This is a genomic window from Bacillus sp. m3-13 (assembly GCF_000175075.1).
GTDB lineage: Bacteria > Bacillota > Bacilli > Bacillales > Bacillaceae_I > Sutcliffiella_A > Sutcliffiella_A horikoshii_C.
The window spans coordinates 1-17,263 of record NZ_ACPC01000022.1 but is presented as its reverse complement, the minus strand read 5'-3'; the positions used below and the strand labels follow the sequence as shown (position 1 = coordinate 17,263).

The window sequence follows — 17,263 nt, the reverse complement described above, 5'->3', positions numbered from 1 at the left end:
GGAGAGGGGATAAACGGCATGAATTTACGTTTTACTGAAGAACAGGAAATGGTCCGGAAAATGGTGCGCGATTTTGCGGAGACGGAAATTGCACCTTTCGTGGAAAAAATGGAAGAGGGTGAGTTCCCTCGTGAGATTTTGTGTAAAATGGCGGACCTTGGGTTGATGGGAATGACCATTCCGGAAGAGTACGGCGGAGCGGGAATGGACTTTCCTTCCTACATCATCGCGATCAATGAACTTTCGCGAGTGAGTGCGACAGTCGGGGTGATCCTGTCTGTACACACTTCGGTCGGGACGAATCCAATTCTTTATTTTGGCACAGAAGAACAGAAACAAAAATATGTGACGAAGCTAGCTTCCGGCGAGTACCTTGGTGCGTTCTGTTTGACGGAGCCGAGTGCTGGGTCAGATGCAGGAAGCTTGAAAACCCGTGCCGTGAAACAAGGTGACCATTATGTGCTGAACGGTGCAAAGGTGTTCATCACAAACGGCGGGGAAGCGGATACGTATATCGTATTTGCTTCGACCAATCCCGAGCTCGGAACGAAGGGGGTTTCCGCATTCATAGTGGAAAAGGATACACCTGGATTTGTGATTGGAAAAGATGAGCACAAAATGGGCTTGCATGGATCGAAAACGGTCCAGTTGACGTTTGAAGACGCGAAGGTTCCGGTGGCGAATCTGCTTGGAGCAGAAGGGGAAGGCTTCAAGATTGCAATGGCCAATCTTGATGTCGGCCGAATCGGCATCGCGGCCCAGTCCCTTGGTATCGCCGAATCGGCAGTACAGGCGGCAACAGCCTATGCAAAAGAACGCGTCCAGTTCGGAAAGCCTATCGCGGCACAACAGGGTGTTTCTTTTAAACTGGCAGATATGGCGACCGCGGTGGAAGGTGCAAGACTGTTGACCTACCGCGCGGCCAACCTGCGTGCTTTAGGCAAACCTTGCGGAAAAGAAGCATCGATGGCGAAGCTTTTTGCTTCTCAGACTGCGATGAATGTGGCAATTGAGGCGGTCCAGGTGTTTGGCGGCTACGGCTATACGAAGGATTATCCGGTCGAGCGTTACTTCCGTGATGCGAAGGTTTGTGAGATTTATGAGGGCACGAGCGAGATTCAGAGATTGGTGATCGGGAAGCATTTGATGGGGTGATGGGGGACGGCGTTGAAAGATGGTGCGGGATTTACGAGTGTTGCAAGCCGTTCGCGGCCAAATGTCCGAAGATTTCCGAAAGTTGTCCAAAGTTTTTGAAAAGTTGACCGAAGATTTGGCATAGTTGTCCAAACTTTCAACGAAAATGTCCGAACCAATTTTCCAAATGACCGAACCCACCATCAAAGTTGTCCAAAGATGCTCGTAAATTGACCGAACCATAGCCAAAAGAACAACGAAAGTGTCCGAAAGCCCTTCTGAAATGACCGAACGGTTTTTAAAGGCACTTAAAATAGCTAAAAACGATGAAAAATCGTGAAATTTACAACTAAACCGCGTTGATGCGGTCCCGCCTCGCGTCAAGCGAAGCGTGCATGGTGCCCGGAGCGCGTGTGAGCCATCCAAAAAAACTAACTCATCGGGGGATGAAAAATATGAACTTTCAACTATCAGAAGAACATGAAATGATTCGCAAAATGGTACGCGATTTTGCCAAGAACGAAGTGGAGCCGACTGCAGCCGAGCGTGACGAGGAAGAAAGCTTTGACATGGAAATTTTCAAAAAGATGGCAGACCTTGGTTTAACAGGAATACCGTTTCCAGAAGAGTACGGCGGAATCGGTAGTGACTACCTCGCTTACTGCATCGCGGTAGAGGAGTTATCACGTGTTTGCGCGTCCACTGGGGTAACACTATCCGCGCACACGTCACTTGCGAGCTGGCCGATCTACAAGTACGGAACAGAGGAGCAAAAGCAGAAATACTTGGTGCCACTTGCACAAGGAACGAGCATTGGCGGCTACGGTCTGACTGAACCTGGGTCCGGTTCTGATGCGGGCGGCATGCGTACGACGGCGAAATTGGACGGCGACCATTATGTCCTGAACGGTTCCAAAATCTTCATCACAAACGGCGGTATCGCGGACATCTATGTGGTGTTTGCGGTGACAGATCCTTCCAGCAAGCATAAAGGAACAAGCGCGTTTATCGTAGAAGCGGACTTCCCTGGCTTCAGTGTTGGGAAAAAAGAGAAGAAACTTGGAATTCGTTCTTCACCGACAACGGAAATCATTTTCGAAGACTGCCGCGTGCCGGTTGAAAACATGCTAGGCGCAGAGGGTGAAGGCTTTAAAGTGGCGATGACGACGCTTGACGGCGGACGTAACGGGATTGCTGCACAGGCTGTCGGGATTGCGCAAGGTGCATTAGATGCGGCCGTTGCTTATGCAAAAGAGCGCGTTCAGTTCGGGAAACCGATCGCGGCACAGCAGGGTGTTTCTTTTAAACTGGCAGATATGGCGACAACGGTGGAAGCTTCAAGACTATTAACGTATCAGGCTGCATGGAGAGAGTCCGAAGGCTTGAGCTATGGCTTGGAGTCTGCAATGTCCAAACTGTTCGCTGGTGACACGGCGATGAAAGTGACAACAGAAGCGGTTCAAGTGTTCGGCGGTTACGGCTATACGAAGGACTACCCGGTGGAGCGCTATATGAGGGATGCGAAAATTACGCAAATTTATGAAGGAACACAAGAAATTCAACGTCTCGTAATCTCCAGAATGCTTACTAAGTAAGTAGGTGACGGACAGGATGATGAAAAAACGTCAAGTACATGCATCCGTAAAAGACGAGCGGCTGATCGAGAAGCGCCGCGACCAGATGATCAAGGGGGCGGTGAGCCTTTTTAAAGAGAAGGGCTTCCACCGCACAACAACAAGGGAAATTGCGAAAGAGGCCGGTTTCAGCATCGGCACGCTCTATGAATATATCAGAACGAAGGAAGATGTCCTTTACCTTGTCTGTGACCGGATTTATGACCAAGTGGGCGAGCGGCTTCAGGAGGAACTCGACATGAAGCGGGGGAATCTGGAAAGCTTGAAGTCCGCCATCCGGTACTATTTTCGGGTAATGGATGAAATGCAGGATGAGGTGCTTGTCATGTATCAGGAGGCAAAGTCTCTATCAAAAGATGCGCTTCCTTACGTGTTGAATAAGGAGCTTGCGATGGTGGCCATGTTTGAGCAGGTGATCCGAAACTGCATGACAGCAGAGGGGATTTCCATGAAAGAACAGCAGATTCAATTGATGGCCCATAACATTTTTGTGCAAGGTCAAATGTGGGGATTCCGGCGCTGGGTGCTGCACAGGCACTTTGAGCTGGAAGCCTATATCGAGGGCCAGATTGAACTATTAGTGCACGGACTTACAAAGGGGGAGAATGTGAAAAATGGAAGTTTATCGTCCAACTAACCATATTCGTTTTGTAACAGCTTCAAGTCTATTTGACGGGCATGATGCCTCGATCAATATCATGCGCCGCATCATCCAGGCAAGCGGTGCCGAGGTCATTCACCTTGGCCACAACCGTTCGGTGGAAGAGATTGTGAACGCGGCGATCCAGGAGGATGTGCAGGGGATCGCGATTTCCTCCTATCAGGGCGGCCATGTCGAATATTTTAAATATATGTATGATTTGCTGAAGGAAAAAGGTGCCTCTCACATCCGCATTTACGGTGGTGGCGGCGGTGTTATCATTCCTAGTGAAATAAAAGAACTGCATGCATACGGAATCGCGCGTATCTTTTCGCCGGAAGACGGTCGCGAACATGGTCTGCAAGGGATGATCAACTCGATGCTGAAGGAATGTGACTTTGTGACGGTCAAATCCCTTGGTGACGAGGTGGAGCGACTGGATGCAGACAATCATCAGGCGATTGCGAAACTGATCACATTATCCGAGTTGCAGGTGACTTCAGACGAAGAGGTGGCGGCAACCGCCCAGACAGCCTTGGCTAAGGTAAAAGAAAAGCAGAAAACCGTGCCGGTCCTTGGGATTACAGGGACAGGTGGGGCGGGGAAAAGCTCGCTAACGGATGAACTGATCCGCAGGTTTATAAACGAAGTACCAGATAAGAAGGTTGCGATTCTTTCTATCGATCCAACAAAGCAAAAGACAGGTGGGGCATTGCTTGGGGACCGCATCCGTATGAACGCAATTTTCAACCCGCGTGTTTATATGCGTTCCTTGGCGACCCGTGGATCTCGTTCCGAGCTTTCCTTGGCGATCCAGGATGCGATAGCTGTCACGAAGGCTGCTGGTTTTGATTTGATCATTGTCGAGACGAGCGGAATCGGGCAAGGAGATGCCGGGATAACGGAGATTTGCGACATCTCGATGTACGTGATGACAAGTGAGTTCGGGGCGCCATCTCAGCTCGAAAAAATCGATATGATTGATTATGCCGATCTGATTGTTATTAACAAGTATGAGCGCAAAGGTTCCGAGGATGCGAAGCGCCAGGTGCAAAAACAGTATCAGCGCAGCCGTCTTTTATGGGATAAGGAATTAGATGAAATGCCGGTGTACGGTACGATTGCGAGCCAGTTCAATGACTTGGGCACGAACACGTTATTTGCTGCGTTATTGGAGTTGATGAATGAGAAGACAGGTTCTTCTTACGCTAGCAGCCTGCCGACGTCTAAGGATGTAGAAAAGCAGAATGTGATCATTCCGAACGATCGCCGCTATTATTTGCGCGAGATCAGTGAGACGGTCCGTAATTATCATAAGATGGCTGCGGAGCAGGTCGAGTTGGCGCGGAAATTGTTCCAGTTGGATGGGGCGATGGAGGCAGCGGGTGGCGCCGGAAACGAGGAGCTCGTGGCTTCGCTTGCCGAGCTGCGCCGTGAATACGAAGAAAAATTGACTAGTGACTCCCGCAAAATTTTGGCAGGCTGGGAAGAGAAGAAGGAGAAATACTCCGGTGACCAGTTTGTCACAAAGATCCGCGACAAAGAGATTATCACAAAGCTTACTACAAAAACCTTGTCGGGCTTAAAGATTCCAAAAGTGGTCCTACCGAAGTATGTGGACTATGGGGAGATTTTGAAGTGGGTGTACCGCGAGAACGTACCTGGGGAATTCCCTTATACAGCCGGTGTGTTCCCGTTCAAACGTGAAGGCGAAGATCCGAAGCGCCAGTTCGCTGGGGAAGGTACGCCAGAGCGTACAAACCGCCGTTTTCATTATTTAAGCAAGGATGACGATGCGAAGCGCTTAAGTACGGCGTTTGATTCGGTAACGTTGTACGGGGAAGATCCTGCTGAACGTCCGGACATTTACGGAAAAGTCGGGAACAGCGGCGTGAGCATTTGTACGCTTGATGATATGAAAAAATTATATGCAGGCTTTGATTTATGTGCGCCAAGCACATCTGTATCGATGACGATTAATGGACCGGCGCCAGTTATTTTGGCAATGTTTATGAACACGGCAATCGATCAGCAGGTGCAAAAGCGTGAAGAAGAGCTTGGCCGCCTGCTATCGGTTGAAGAGTTTGCGGAAGTTCGTGCAGTTACGATGCAGACGGTGCGCGGAACGGTGCAGGCAGATATTTTAAAAGAAGATCAAGGCCAGAATACGTGCATTTTCTCGACGGAGTTTGCTTTAAGGGTGATGGGCGATATCCAGCAGTATTTTATCTATAAAAAAGTCCGCAATTACTATTCGGTTTCGATTTCCGGGTACCATATTGCCGAAGCGGGCGCGAATCCGATTACACAATTGGCTTTCACATTGGCAAATGGCTTCACGTATGTGGAGTATTACTTGAGCCGCGGTATGAAAATTGATGACTTTGCGCCGAATTTGTCGTTCTTCTTCAGTAACGGACTGGATGCAGAGTACACGGTGATCGGTCGCGTGGCGCGTCGCATTTGGGCAACGGTCATGAAAAATAAATATGGTGCCAATGAGCGCAGTCAAAAGCTGAAGTACCATATTCAGACGTCCGGCCGTTCCTTACACGCACAGGAAATCGACTTTAACGATATCCGTACGACATTGCAGGCCTTGATGGCGCTTCAGGACAACTGTAACTCATTGCATACGAATGCCTATGATGAGGCGATTACAACGCCGACAGAAGAATCTGTGCGACGTGCGATGGCGATCCAGATGATCATCACCAAAGAGCATGGCTTGGCGAAAAACGAGAATCCATTGCAGGGAGCCTTTGTGGTGGAAGAGCTGACAGACCTTGTGGAAGAAATGGTGCTGCAGGAGTTTGAACGCTTGAACGACCGCGGTGGCGTGCTCGGTGCGATGGAGACGCAGTATCAGCGTGGGAAGATCCAGGATGAGTCGATGTATTATGAGATGAAAAAACATACAGGCGAGCTTCCGATCATCGGAGTGAATACGTATAAAAATCCTAATCCGCCTTCAGAAGATGATTTGAATGATATCGAGCTTGCCCGTTCAACAGAAGAGGAGAAGCAAACTCAAATCCGAAATCTTGCAGCGTTCCAAGAGCGGAATTCCGCAGAAGTGGAAGAGGCGTTGAGTAGATTAAAGCAAGTAGCAATCAGCGGCGGCAACATATTCGAAGAACTGATGGAAACGGTCCGTGTCGCAAGCCTTGGACAAATCACCACAGCCCTCTACGAAGTCGGCGGCCAATTCAGAAGGAATATGTAAACAAATATATCTAAAACAAAAATATGTAAAAAAATACACCGGGACCTCGGCGAGCCGGGGTTTCTTGGCTAACTGTATAGAGATCGACGCGGAGAGGGAAATACCTTTGGGGGTCTGACCCCCTTTTTTTATTTTTTTCGTTTTTTTCTCCTTTTCACCCGATTTTTATTTTTTTGAGGGAAAGATTTATTTTATGCTGGATTAAACATTGGTATTTTGTTTATAATGAGTGGTATGGATTTTTCTAGGAATTGCTATGAATATTGTCTTTTTACATATATAGAAAGGATGTGCAGACATTGGCATTAAACCATTTAACGGCAGAACAAGTACAAGAGATGTCATTGATCGAAATCGCTACTGCTTTATTTAACGAACAGAAGCAGTCTGTGACTTTTGGCGAATTAATTACGGAGATCAAGAAAATCACTGGTTTTACAGATGCAGATCTTAAAGGCAAGTTGTCTCAGTTCTATACGGACTTGAACATTGACGGCCGTTTCATTTGTATTGGAGAAAACCAATGGGGACTTCGTGCATGGTATCCTTATGATCAAATAGAAGAAGAAACAACTCCTCAGGTTAAAACGAAGACTAAGAAGAAGAAGAAGGCTGTTGATGAGGACGATATCGATGCAGACGAATTCGATGAGTTGGACGAAGAAGAATTAGAATTCGACGATCTGGATGATTATGAAGAAGATGAAGTCGAAGAGGAAGACTTTGACGATGCCGATGATGATGCAGACGAAGATGACGACGAAGAGTTTGAAGAAGACTTGATCGAAGACGACGAGTACGAACTCGAAGACGAAGAAGATGAGGAAGAAGAATTGGACGAGGATGAGGAAGATAAACTCTAATCGCCTCTAGCAGACACTCCCCTGGATGATAAATGGGGAGTGTTTTTTATTTTCGCCAAACCGAAAAAAGTGAAAATTCGTAAGTTAATTCAATCCTTGACTTTTCCCCCTGTACTAGGTAGAATCTTTTTTGGGCTCCTTAAAAAAGGACACGTATAATTTGTTGAACATATACACGCTCCCCTTGCTAGAAATGCTGGCAAGTGGGGCGTTTTTTATTTTATTAGTGAATAGATATTCATATGCTGAACCTGAGAAATTGGGGGCAGCTTCATTTTTTAGTAAATGAATTTCGTGTTTTTGACTAATGATAAAAATGTTAAATGCCTCTTAAAAGCATATCCGTTACTTATTATTATTTTCAAATAAAATTATTTCGAGGGGGAGACAGCATGACAAAGTATATTTTCGTAACAGGTGGCGTTGTATCATCTTTAGGTAAAGGGATTACGGCTGCATCTTTAGGTAGATTGTTAAAAAATCGCGGATTGGACGTGACGATCCAGAAGTTTGATCCATATATCAATGTGGACCCGGGTACAATGAGTCCTTATCAACATGGTGAGGTATTCGTAACAGGTGATGGTGCGGAAACGGATCTCGACTTAGGTCACTATGAGCGTTTCATCGACATCAACCTGAACAAGTATTCCAACGTAACAACAGGGAAAATCTACTCTACTGTCCTGAAAAAAGAACGCCGCGGCGACTATTTGGGCGGAACGGTTCAAGTTATCCCGCACATCACAAACGAAATCAAAGAGCGCGTTTTCCGTGCTGGCCGTGAGACGAATGCAGACGTCGTTATCACAGAAATCGGTGGAACAGTAGGGGATATCGAATCCCTTCCATACCTTGAAGCAATCCGTCAAATCAAGAGTGACATCGGTCGCGACAATGTGATGTACATCCACTGTACGCTTGTTCCTTATATCCGTGTGGCAGGCGAGCTGAAAACAAAGCCGACACAGCACAGTGTAAAAGAACTTCGCGGTCTTGGAATCCAGCCAAACATCATCGTATTGCGTTCGGAAATGCCGATCTCCCAAGATATGAAAGATAAGATTGCCTTGTTCTGTGATATCGATGAGAAGGCGGTTATTGAATCCATCGATGCGGACACGCTTTACGAAGTGCCACTAGCTTATCAAGCACAAAACATGGACAACATCGTAGTCGACCATCTGAAGCTTGAGACAAAAGGCCAGGCGGACATGACAGAATGGACGGCACTTGTGGACAAGGTGAAAAACCTTTCCAAGAAAACGACGATCGCCCTTGTCGGAAAATATGTGGAACTTCAAGATGCATACCTTTCTGTTGCGGAAGCATTGCGTCATGCTGGATACGAGTACGATGCAGATGTGAAAATCAACTGGATCAACTCAGAAGAAGTAACGGCTGAAAACGTGGACGAGTTATTGCAAAGCGCAGACGGAATCCTTGTACCAGGCGGGTTCGGTGACCGCGGAGTAGAAGGTAAAATTGAAGCGATTCGCTATGCGCGTGAGAAAAAGGTACCATTCTTCGGAATCTGCCTTGGCATGCAGCTTGCTTCTGTGGAATTTGCACGTAACGTTCTAGGATTTGAAGGTGCGCACTCTGCTGAGCTTAACCCAGAAACGCCATACCCAATCATCGACCTTTTACCAGAGCAAAAAGACATCGAGGACCTTGGCGGAACATTGCGCCTTGGACTATACCCGTGTAAGTTGAACGACGATTCCTTGGCACAAAAAGCATACGCAGACGAAGTGGTTTACGAACGCCACCGTCACCGCTATGAGTTCAACAACCAATATCGTCAACAAATGGAAGAGCACGGATTCATCTTCTCCGGTACAAGCCCAGACGGCCGCCTGGTAGAAGTGATTGAGATCAAAGACCACCCATGGTTCCTTGCATCCCAATTCCACCCAGAATTCACTTCCAGACCAAACCGCCCACAACCGCTATTCCGCGACTTTGTGGCAGCATCTTTGAAAAATGCTGAGGTAATGGCTTAATTTTATAGAAATGCTCTTTTCTCAAAGAATGTTGCTATTCACTGGTAAAAAGTCGGAAATTGGACTTTTTACAGATTATATACTGTAGAAATCACAAGTAGTATGCTTTGTGAAAATAAAGAAAAGAGCACGACAGTAAGGAATATATCGGCTAATTTGCATATACGAAACAGCAACAAAGTTTACGAAAATATCTTAAAGTAAAAGCTCAGAGTTTTTAATTAGCTCTGAGCTTTTTTAATGGTTATTATTTCTTATCATGATTCGTGGTTTTGTATTTTTCCCCTTTGCTATCATAGGTAATCCATTCCCCGACAGGTTCGCCATTCTCAAAATGCCCGGACCGCTTGATGGTCCCATCGGCACGATACCATTCCCAATAGCCTTCAGGTTGATCGCCTGATATTTTCCCCTTGGACCAAATGGTTTTGCCGTTTGCATGGTACTTTATCGTGTATCCGTCAATCACTTCTAGAGGCTTTTCTTTGACGCCATTTTTTATATCACACTTTTCGTTCTGCATCCTGAACCTCCTTGTTCGCTTTACTAGGTTCCCATTCATACAAACAGTGGTCATCGACTATTTTTAATAGGGTGAAGCCATGCTTGTCGTAAAAGCTTGCTTTGCACTAGCCACACAATCCAACCGGATTTTTGTATAGCCCAGCTCTTCTGCATGCTCCTTGATCCAGTCTACCAGGCGGTCATCTAGCCCCTCGCCTTTATGGTCGAGAGCAACAGCAAGCTTATGTAAATAAACCGTACCCCGGGTGTCCTCTTGCCCCCAGAGGTGAACGTCCCATGCTTCTTGCGTGTCTGATAGCATGAAGGTTGCTGTAAGAGGTGGGGCCGCCTCATCCAGGTGGCTACTCTCTAAGGTCACCTTATAAAATAACCCCTTTGAAACGAGCGCTAAAATTTCCGCATCTTCTTGTCCTGTAAGGAGGAAGCTCCACTGCGTAGAACCCTTGCTTTTTAAATCGCCAGCACGGCTCTTTAACAACTCGATTATGCCTGGCCCATCTTCCGTTGTCGCTTTTTCTATGATTAAATCTTGATTATACACTCTTCGAAACCTCCCATGAAAAATTACTTAAGGGTTGTTTCGCTAAATGTGGGTAAAATCCTTTAAATTTATCAAATATTAACTTGGAACAGGGCACTATAAACGCCGAACGGTGCCAAAGTAGGGGAGGGGACAGGGGATTCTGTCACCGTTGAGGCCGAATGGCGCCAAAACAGCTGGAGAAACAAGAAAATTGTCATCGTAGGAGCCGAACGGTGCCAAATTAGCTGGACAAACAAGAATACTGTCATCTTAGAAACCAGCTATCCCCCAAAAAATAAAATATGTCCTCCTACTCCTGCTCTTCCAAAATTTCTTTCAACGTGAAAGCCAACCCATGATAAACATATAAAGCAACCATGCTGGAAGGGAAGCCAAAGCGTTCTCCATCATCTCCAGGAATCAGTGGTTTCTTTAACTTCATGTCGATATGTACATCTGCCAAGGACTCTAAGGTTTCCGCCGCTTCAGCCGAGTCAACTTGCTCTGCCTCCCCCACCGTCGAAATCCCCACAATCTCAATACCTAGTTCTTTCAATGCCTTCCCCGTATTTATCGCTTCTTCATCTGTAGAAAAACGGGATACAATCAATGCCCGGTCTGTATCTGTCAGGTCATGGTAACTGTCAAGGTCTGATAAAAGTGTAGCCCCAACAAGCGGCTCCGCACCAGTCGTGGCCTCCGCCTCCACTGCTTTCATCTCCTTTACACCATGCACATAAATGCGTCCGTCCCCGACAACAGCCTGTGCCAATAGCCTGGCCGCATCCTCAAATGCGTATTCCTCACTCGAACCAACCCTATTAAACACACCCTGCAACTGAGTCGTAAAAATCTTCAACATCCAAATCACACTCCTAAACAAATTATTAGCATATTCAAATGCCCTCATTCCACCAAAACTTAAGTATAATAAAAGGCAGTATGACATAAGTGGCAAAAATCCTAGGGGGGTCTGACCCCTTTTCGTTCGCGTTTTTCCTACATAATCCGACATCCGCCAAGTAGGCCGGAGCCTTCTACATCAAGGGGGAAAGTCCTGCAGGGGTCTGACCCCTTAACGAAAATTTTTTATTTCCTTCCTTCATCAAAAAATTTCCCGGTCGAAAAAGGAGGAAATAAGACTATTATAGTAGAATTAGGTGGGTGGATGGAAACGGATTGATTATTTTTAGAGGTGGGGTGTAATGGTGGGTCAAAAATTACTGATTGTGGATGACCAGTATGGGATACGGATTTTGTTGAATGAAGTATTTCAGAAAGAGGGCTATCAGACGTTTCAGGCAGCAAACGGGTACCAAGCATTAGATATCGTAGAAAAGCATTCACCGGACTTAGTATTGTTAGACATGAAGATCCCCGGTATGGACGGAATTGAGATTTTAAAGAGGCTAAAAGCAATTAATTCTGATATCCAGGTAATCATTATGACAGCTTACGGTGAACTGGATATGATCCAGGAATCGAAAGACCTTGGTGCAATCACGCACTTTGCCAAACCATTCGATATTGATGAAATAAGAGATGCAGTCCGTAAAAATATGCCGCGCCAATCGGTGTAAAACGTCAATTTTATAACTGAATATTAAAACATTTAAAGTGTTATCGCTTACATTGAAAAACGGCATACTTCAGCAGTTGCCGTTTTTCTACATAGTTGATATGCTAAGTACTGGATAAAAATCATCCGTCAAGTTTTTGCACTTTTTTACCCAATGTACATAACTGGTTTCCCGATTGGTCAAGCTAGTTTTGATATGGGTGAAATTTTTTTACAAAAGGTATGCACGTAACCGAATCCCTAAATCATTGGGACGAGCCTAAGTGTTTACCGCCTTGTAAGAACGGGAAAAACTTTTCGGAGTGAATATAATACGAAGGAGGATGTTATTATGCCTTTAGTTTCCATGACAGAAATGCTGAAAAAAAGCAAATGCAGAAGGCTATGCAGTAGGTCAGTTCAACTTGAACAACCTAGAGTTCACACAAGCAATTCTACAAGCAGCACAGGAGGAAAATTCACCAGTTATCCTTGGTGTTTCTGAAGGTGCGGCTCGTTATATGGGTGGCTTCAAAACAATCGTAGCATTAGTAAAAGCGTTAATGGAAGAGTACGGTGTAACTGTACCTGTAGCGATTCACTTAGACCACGGTTCTAGCTATGAGTCTTGTGCAAAAGCGATCCATGCTGGATTTACTTCTGTAATGATCGATGCTTCTCACCATCCATTTGAGGAGAACATTGAAACAACTTCTAAAGTTGTAGAATTAGCACACTTCCACGGAGTTTCTGTTGAGGCAGAGCTTGGTGTAGTAGGTGGACAAGAAGACGACGTTATCGCTGATGGCGTAATCTATGCTGATCCACAAGAGTGTGAAGAGCTTGTTAAACGCACAGGAATTGATTGCCTAGCTCCAGCTTTAGGTTCCGTACACGGTCCTTACAAAGGCGAACCGAACCTTGGCTTCAAAGAGATGGAAGACATCAACAACCGTGCTGGCGTTCCTCTAGTATTACACGGCGGAACTGGAATTCCTACGCATGACATCCAAAAAGCAATCTCTTTTGGAACAGCGAAAATAAACGTTAACACAGAAAACCAAATTGCATCTGCAAAAGCAGTTCGTGAAACACTTGCTGCGAAAACAGAAGAGTACGATCCTCGTAAATACCTAGGACCTGCTCGCGACGCAATCAAAGATACAGTAAAAGGCAAAATGCGGGAATTTGGATCTTCCAATAAAGCGTAATTTTTAACAAGACAACAACACCATTCAACCAACAACAAGGCAACGATATGCAGAACCGCCATTCCCGGCGGTTTTGTTTCATTTTTATATGAAAGCGTAAACATCATACAAACAAGGGAGAGAATGACATGAAATTTTTCATCGACACAGCAAACCTAGAAGAAATTAAAGAAGCACACGCACTAGGATTACTTGCAGGAGTTACGACAAACCCAAGCCTTGTGGCAAAAGAAAACATCTCATTCGAAGACCGCCTACGCGAGATCACTTCATTTGTAGAAGGCTCTGTCAGTGCCGAAGTAATTGCGCTTGACGCTGAAGGCATGATTGAAGAGGGAAAAACGCTCGCGGCAATCGCGCCAAACATTACCGTGAAAGTGCCAATGACTCCAGACGGCTTGAAGGCGGTAAAAGCATTCAGCGATCTAAACATCAAAACAAATGTGACGCTTATTTTTAACGCCAATCAAGCATTGATGGCAGCAAGAGCAGGAGCTACATACGTATCTCCTTTCCTAGGACGTCTTGATGATATCGGGCAAAACGGTATGGATTTAGTCGCGACCATTGCAGACATTTTCGCCGTTCATGATATCCCGACAGAAATCATCGCGGCATCCATTCGCCACCCGATGCACATTACAGATGCAGCACTAAACGGAGCACATATCGCCACCGTTCCTTACAAAGTGCTCATGCAACTTTTCCATCACCCACTAACAGACCAAGGAATCGAAAAATTCCTAGCTGACTGGAATAACCGCAAACAATAACCTAGTTGTTCGCAGTGTAGCGCTGTAATGAAATATCCCAACATTTACCCTCTGCTAAAAAATATGCAGAGGGTTTTTGTTAATTTCACCTATTTTTCGACAAAAGTACCGTGTCGAATATAGTCGTATGGTATCAAATATTACGATTTGATAAAGTTTCATGCATTTTCATATATGAAAAGAAAATTTTCGTGTAAACTAATAGCTAACGAAAATTTTTACGATTGGTAATAATTGTGTATAATAGACAATAGCACTTTTGGAAACCAACCTCGCCTTGAAGGGAGAACTATATGGAAAAGTTAAAAATCCTTGGTGGTAATCAATTAAATGGAACCGTACGCGTAAGTGGAGCGAAAAATAGTGCAGTGGCCTTGATCCCTGCAACCATTCTAGCGGACTCACCCGTCACGATTGAAGGGCTACCGCAAATATCAGATGTAGAAATCTTAAGCAGCCTGCTGGAGGAAATTGGCGGAAGCGTATCGCTTGAAGGGGAAGACCTAACCGTTGATCCTTCCAAAATGATCGCCATGCCACTTCCAAGCGGAAAAGTGAAAAAACTCCGTGCTTCTTATTATCTAATGGGAGCAATGCTTGGACGTTTCAAAAAAGCAGTAGTAGGATTACCTGGTGGATGTCACTTAGGACCAAGACCTATCGATCAACACATCAAAGGCTTTGAAGCACTTGGAGCAGAGGTAACAAATGAGCAAGGCGCTATCTACTTGCGAGCAGAAGAATTAAGAGGTGCACGCATTTACCTTGATGTGGTAAGTGTCGGCGCAACGATTAACATCATGCTTGCAGCAGTGAAAGCGAAAGGTAGAACAATCATCGAAAACGCGGCAAAAGAGCCGGAAATTATCGATGTAGCAACACTACTAAGCAGCATGGGTGCGAAAATTAAAGGTGCGGGTACAGATGTGATCCGTATCGATGGGGTGGAGAGCCTTCATGGGTGCAAACACACCATCATTCCTGACCGAATCGAAGCTGGTACATACATGATCATGGCTGCTGCAGCAGGCGGCGAAATGATCATCGACAATGTCATCCCAACCCACTTGGAGCCGCTTATCGCAAAGCTTCGTGAAATGGGCGTACGCATCGATATCAATAATGACCAAGATCAAGTACTTGTCGTTCCTGGCGAAAAACTGAAAGCTGTCGACGTAAAAACCCTTGTACATCCAGGGTTCCCGACCGACCTTCAGCAGCCGATGACGACCCTTTTAACAAAAGCAGAAGGTACGAGCATCGTAACGGACACGATCTATTCAGCCCGCTTCAAGCACGTCGATGAACTGCGTCGCATGAACGGACAAATCAAAGTAGAAGGCCGTTCTGCAATCATCAACGGGCCGGTTCAGCTACAAGGTGCCAAGGTTAGAGCAAGTGACCTCCGTGCAGGGGCAGCCCTTGTCATCGCTGGCCTATTGGCTGACGGCTTGACTGAGGTTACAGGCCTTGAACACATCGACCGCGGCTACAGTCATCTAGAAGAAAAGCTAGAAGGACTGGGTGCCACAATCTGGCGCGAGAAGCTGACAGAAGAAGAAATCGAACAAATGCAAAACTCATAAATAAAAAAAGAAGGAATTCGCTGAAAATAGCGGGTTCCTTCTTTTTTGCAGATACCGCTTTCAAATTCCAACGAATGTGATATACTATTAACGAAAAGTATAGCACAATGCCTCGGGTTGCACAGACAGCCTGTTGGCCTACCATAAAAAATAACTAGATTCGTAGAATGCAAAGGGAGTGGAAGGAATGGAAAGAAGTTTATCCATGGAATTGATTCGAGTAACAGAAGCGGCGGCTTTATCCTCAGCACGCTGGATGGGACGCGGAGATAAAGACAGCGCGGACGGAGCGGCTACTTCCGCCATGCGTGATGTATTTGATACGGTTCCGATGAAAGGGACAGTTGTTATAGGAGAAGGAGAAATGGACGAAGCGCCTATGCTCTATATCGGTGAAAAGCTTGGCACAGGCTACGGACCCCGCGTGGACGTTGCAGTTGATCCACTTGAAGGGACAAGCATCGTTGCATCAGGAGGCTGGAACGCACTTGCCGTACTTGCTATTGCCGACCATGGAAACCTGCTTCATGCGCCGGATATGTACATGGATAAAATAGCTGTCGGACCTGCGGCAGTTGGAAAAATAGACATTAACGCCTCCGTCACAGACAACCTGAGAGCCGTGGCAGAAGCGAAAAATAAAGACATCGAAGACGTGGTGGCAGTTATTTTGAACAGACCGCGTCATGAAAAAATCATTGCAGAACTTCGCGAAGCGGGTGCCCGTATCAAATTAATTGATGACGGAGACGTAGCCGCAGCCATTAACACAGCCTTTGACCACACAGGTGTCGACATCCTGTTCGGTTCCGGGGGTGCACCAGAAGGCGTAATCGCAGCAGTTGCATTGAAATGCCTTGGAGGAGAGATTCAAGGAAAACTCCTTCCACAAAATGAAGAAGAACTAATCCGCTGCCGCAAAATGGGCATCGAGGACATCGACGCCGTACTAAGAATGGAAGACCTTGTTAAGGGTGACGACGCCATCTTCGCTGCAACAGGGGTAACCGACGGCGAACTGCTGCGAGGCGTGCAATTCAAAGGCACCAACGCCACCACCCATTCCGTTGTCATGCGTGCAAAATCCGGCACCGTCCGCTTCATCGACGGCCAACACAACATCAAGAAAAAACCAAACCTGGTATTCAAGCCTTAAATAAAGTAAGTGAATGAGATTACCCCTGTTGATTGAAGTGCAAGGTGTGAGACTCCTGGGGGAGGTAACGGTAGCTTTGAGACCCCACAGGCGAAGCGAGGCCACTGAAAAACTAATATATCATGTGCTTATGAATATCTAGCTGTGGATTGGAGCAAAAGGCGAAGACTCCTGAGGGAGATAGTGCTAGCTTGAGACCCCGCAGGCGTAGCGAGGGCACTGAAAAACTATAATTATTTCTGAATGAAAAACATTCAGAAATGAGATTCACAAAAAAGGGCAACTTTTTCTCCGAAAAGGAGAAAAAGTTGCCCTATAAACGTTGTATTTTACTGTTTTCATTTATTAGTTTTAGTATTCTCTTTAGGTTGACAGCGAATATCGCTGTGGCACCTTGTACCTCCATACCTAATAGACCCGCGGCGGAG

13 protein-coding genes and 1 pseudogene are annotated in these 17,263 nt (G+C 46.0%); 11 read left to right on the top strand and 3 right to left on the bottom strand.

Annotated features, from left to right (window positions below):
* Positions 1–18: 18 nt before the first annotated feature.
* The 6 genes from M313_RS0115625 to pyrG all read left to right on the top strand — a co-directional run bounded on the left by M313_RS0115625 (position 19) and on the right by pyrG (position 9,503).
* The gene (locus tag M313_RS0115625; RefSeq protein WP_010197465.1) at positions 19–1,155 is read left to right on the top strand and encodes an acyl-CoA dehydrogenase; all 1,137 of its coding nucleotides are present in this window, start codon (positions 19–21) and stop codon (positions 1,153–1,155) included.
* A 434-nt stretch (positions 1,156–1,589) separates the two neighbouring features.
* On the top strand, positions 1,590–2,729 hold the full coding sequence (locus M313_RS0115615; RefSeq protein WP_010197461.1) for an acyl-CoA dehydrogenase: 1,140 nt from the start codon (positions 1,590–1,592) through the stop codon (positions 2,727–2,729).
* A gap of 19 nt (positions 2,730–2,748) precedes the next feature.
* Positions 2,749–3,405 (top strand): TetR/AcrR family transcriptional regulator, encoded by a 657-nt coding sequence (locus M313_RS0115610; protein ID WP_034775014.1) that lies wholly within the window; start codon positions 2,749–2,751, stop codon positions 3,403–3,405.
* On the top strand, positions 3,383–6,634 hold the full coding sequence (gene icmF, locus M313_RS0115605; RefSeq protein ID WP_010197458.1) for a fused isobutyryl-CoA mutase/GTPase IcmF: 3,252 nt from the start codon (positions 3,383–3,385) through the stop codon (positions 6,632–6,634). Before M313_RS0115610 ends, icmF begins: the two co-directional genes overlap by 23 nt.
* Before the next feature lie 299 nt (positions 6,635–6,933).
* Positions 6,934–7,497: a DNA-directed RNA polymerase subunit delta gene (gene rpoE / locus M313_RS0115600; protein WP_010197457.1), complete on the top strand. Its 564-nt coding sequence runs from the start codon at positions 6,934–6,936 to the stop codon at positions 7,495–7,497.
* A gap of 392 nt (positions 7,498–7,889) precedes the next feature.
* The gene (gene pyrG, locus M313_RS0115595) at positions 7,890–9,503 is read left to right on the top strand and encodes a CTP synthase (protein WP_010197455.1); all 1,614 of its coding nucleotides are present in this window, start codon (positions 7,890–7,892) and stop codon (positions 9,501–9,503) included.
* A gap of 247 nt (positions 9,504–9,750) precedes the next feature.
* On the opposite strand, the gene M313_RS0115590 is transcribed toward pyrG, so the two are convergent.
* From M313_RS0115590 to M313_RS0115580, 3 genes are all read right to left on the bottom strand, one after another.
* Complete coding sequence (locus M313_RS0115590) at positions 9,751–10,026, bottom strand: toxin-antitoxin system YwqK family antitoxin (RefSeq protein WP_010197453.1); 276 nt, start codon at positions 10,024–10,026, stop codon at positions 9,751–9,753.
* Positions 10,027–10,089: 63 nt separating this feature from the next.
* Entirely contained in the window at positions 10,090–10,569 is a 480-nt protein-coding gene (locus M313_RS0115585) for a GNAT family N-acetyltransferase (protein ID WP_010197451.1), read from the bottom strand.
* 292 nt (positions 10,570–10,861) lie between these two features.
* Positions 10,862–11,413 (bottom strand): DUF2529 domain-containing protein, encoded by a 552-nt coding sequence (locus M313_RS0115580; protein WP_010197449.1) that lies wholly within the window; start codon positions 11,411–11,413, stop codon positions 10,862–10,864.
* Positions 11,414–11,756: 343 nt separating this feature from the next.
* Between M313_RS0115580 and M313_RS0115575 the strand changes: the two genes are divergently transcribed.
* The 5 genes and pseudogenes from M313_RS0115575 (at position 11,757) to glpX (ending at position 16,835) form a co-directional block, all read left to right on the top strand.
* Complete coding sequence (locus M313_RS0115575; protein ID WP_010197444.1) at positions 11,757–12,131, top strand: response regulator; 375 nt, start codon at positions 11,757–11,759, stop codon at positions 12,129–12,131.
* A 330-nt stretch (positions 12,132–12,461) separates the two neighbouring features.
* Positions 12,462–13,320: pseudogene (locus M313_RS23820) on the top strand (class II fructose-bisphosphate aldolase).
* A gap of 128 nt (positions 13,321–13,448) precedes the next feature.
* Positions 13,449–14,093 (top strand): fructose-6-phosphate aldolase, encoded by a 645-nt coding sequence (gene fsa / locus M313_RS0115565; RefSeq protein WP_010197440.1) that lies wholly within the window; start codon positions 13,449–13,451, stop codon positions 14,091–14,093.
* Positions 14,094–14,386: 293 nt separating this feature from the next.
* Positions 14,387–15,679 carry a UDP-N-acetylglucosamine 1-carboxyvinyltransferase gene (gene murA, locus M313_RS0115560; protein WP_010197438.1) on the top strand — a complete coding sequence of 431 codons (1,293 nt, stop codon included), beginning with the start codon at positions 14,387–14,389 and terminating at the stop codon, positions 15,677–15,679.
* A 187-nt stretch (positions 15,680–15,866) separates the two neighbouring features.
* Positions 15,867–16,835 carry a class II fructose-bisphosphatase gene (gene glpX, locus M313_RS0115555; protein WP_010197435.1) on the top strand — a complete coding sequence of 323 codons (969 nt, stop codon included), beginning with the start codon at positions 15,867–15,869 and terminating at the stop codon, positions 16,833–16,835.
* The last annotated feature ends 428 nt before the right edge of the window (positions 16,836–17,263 follow it).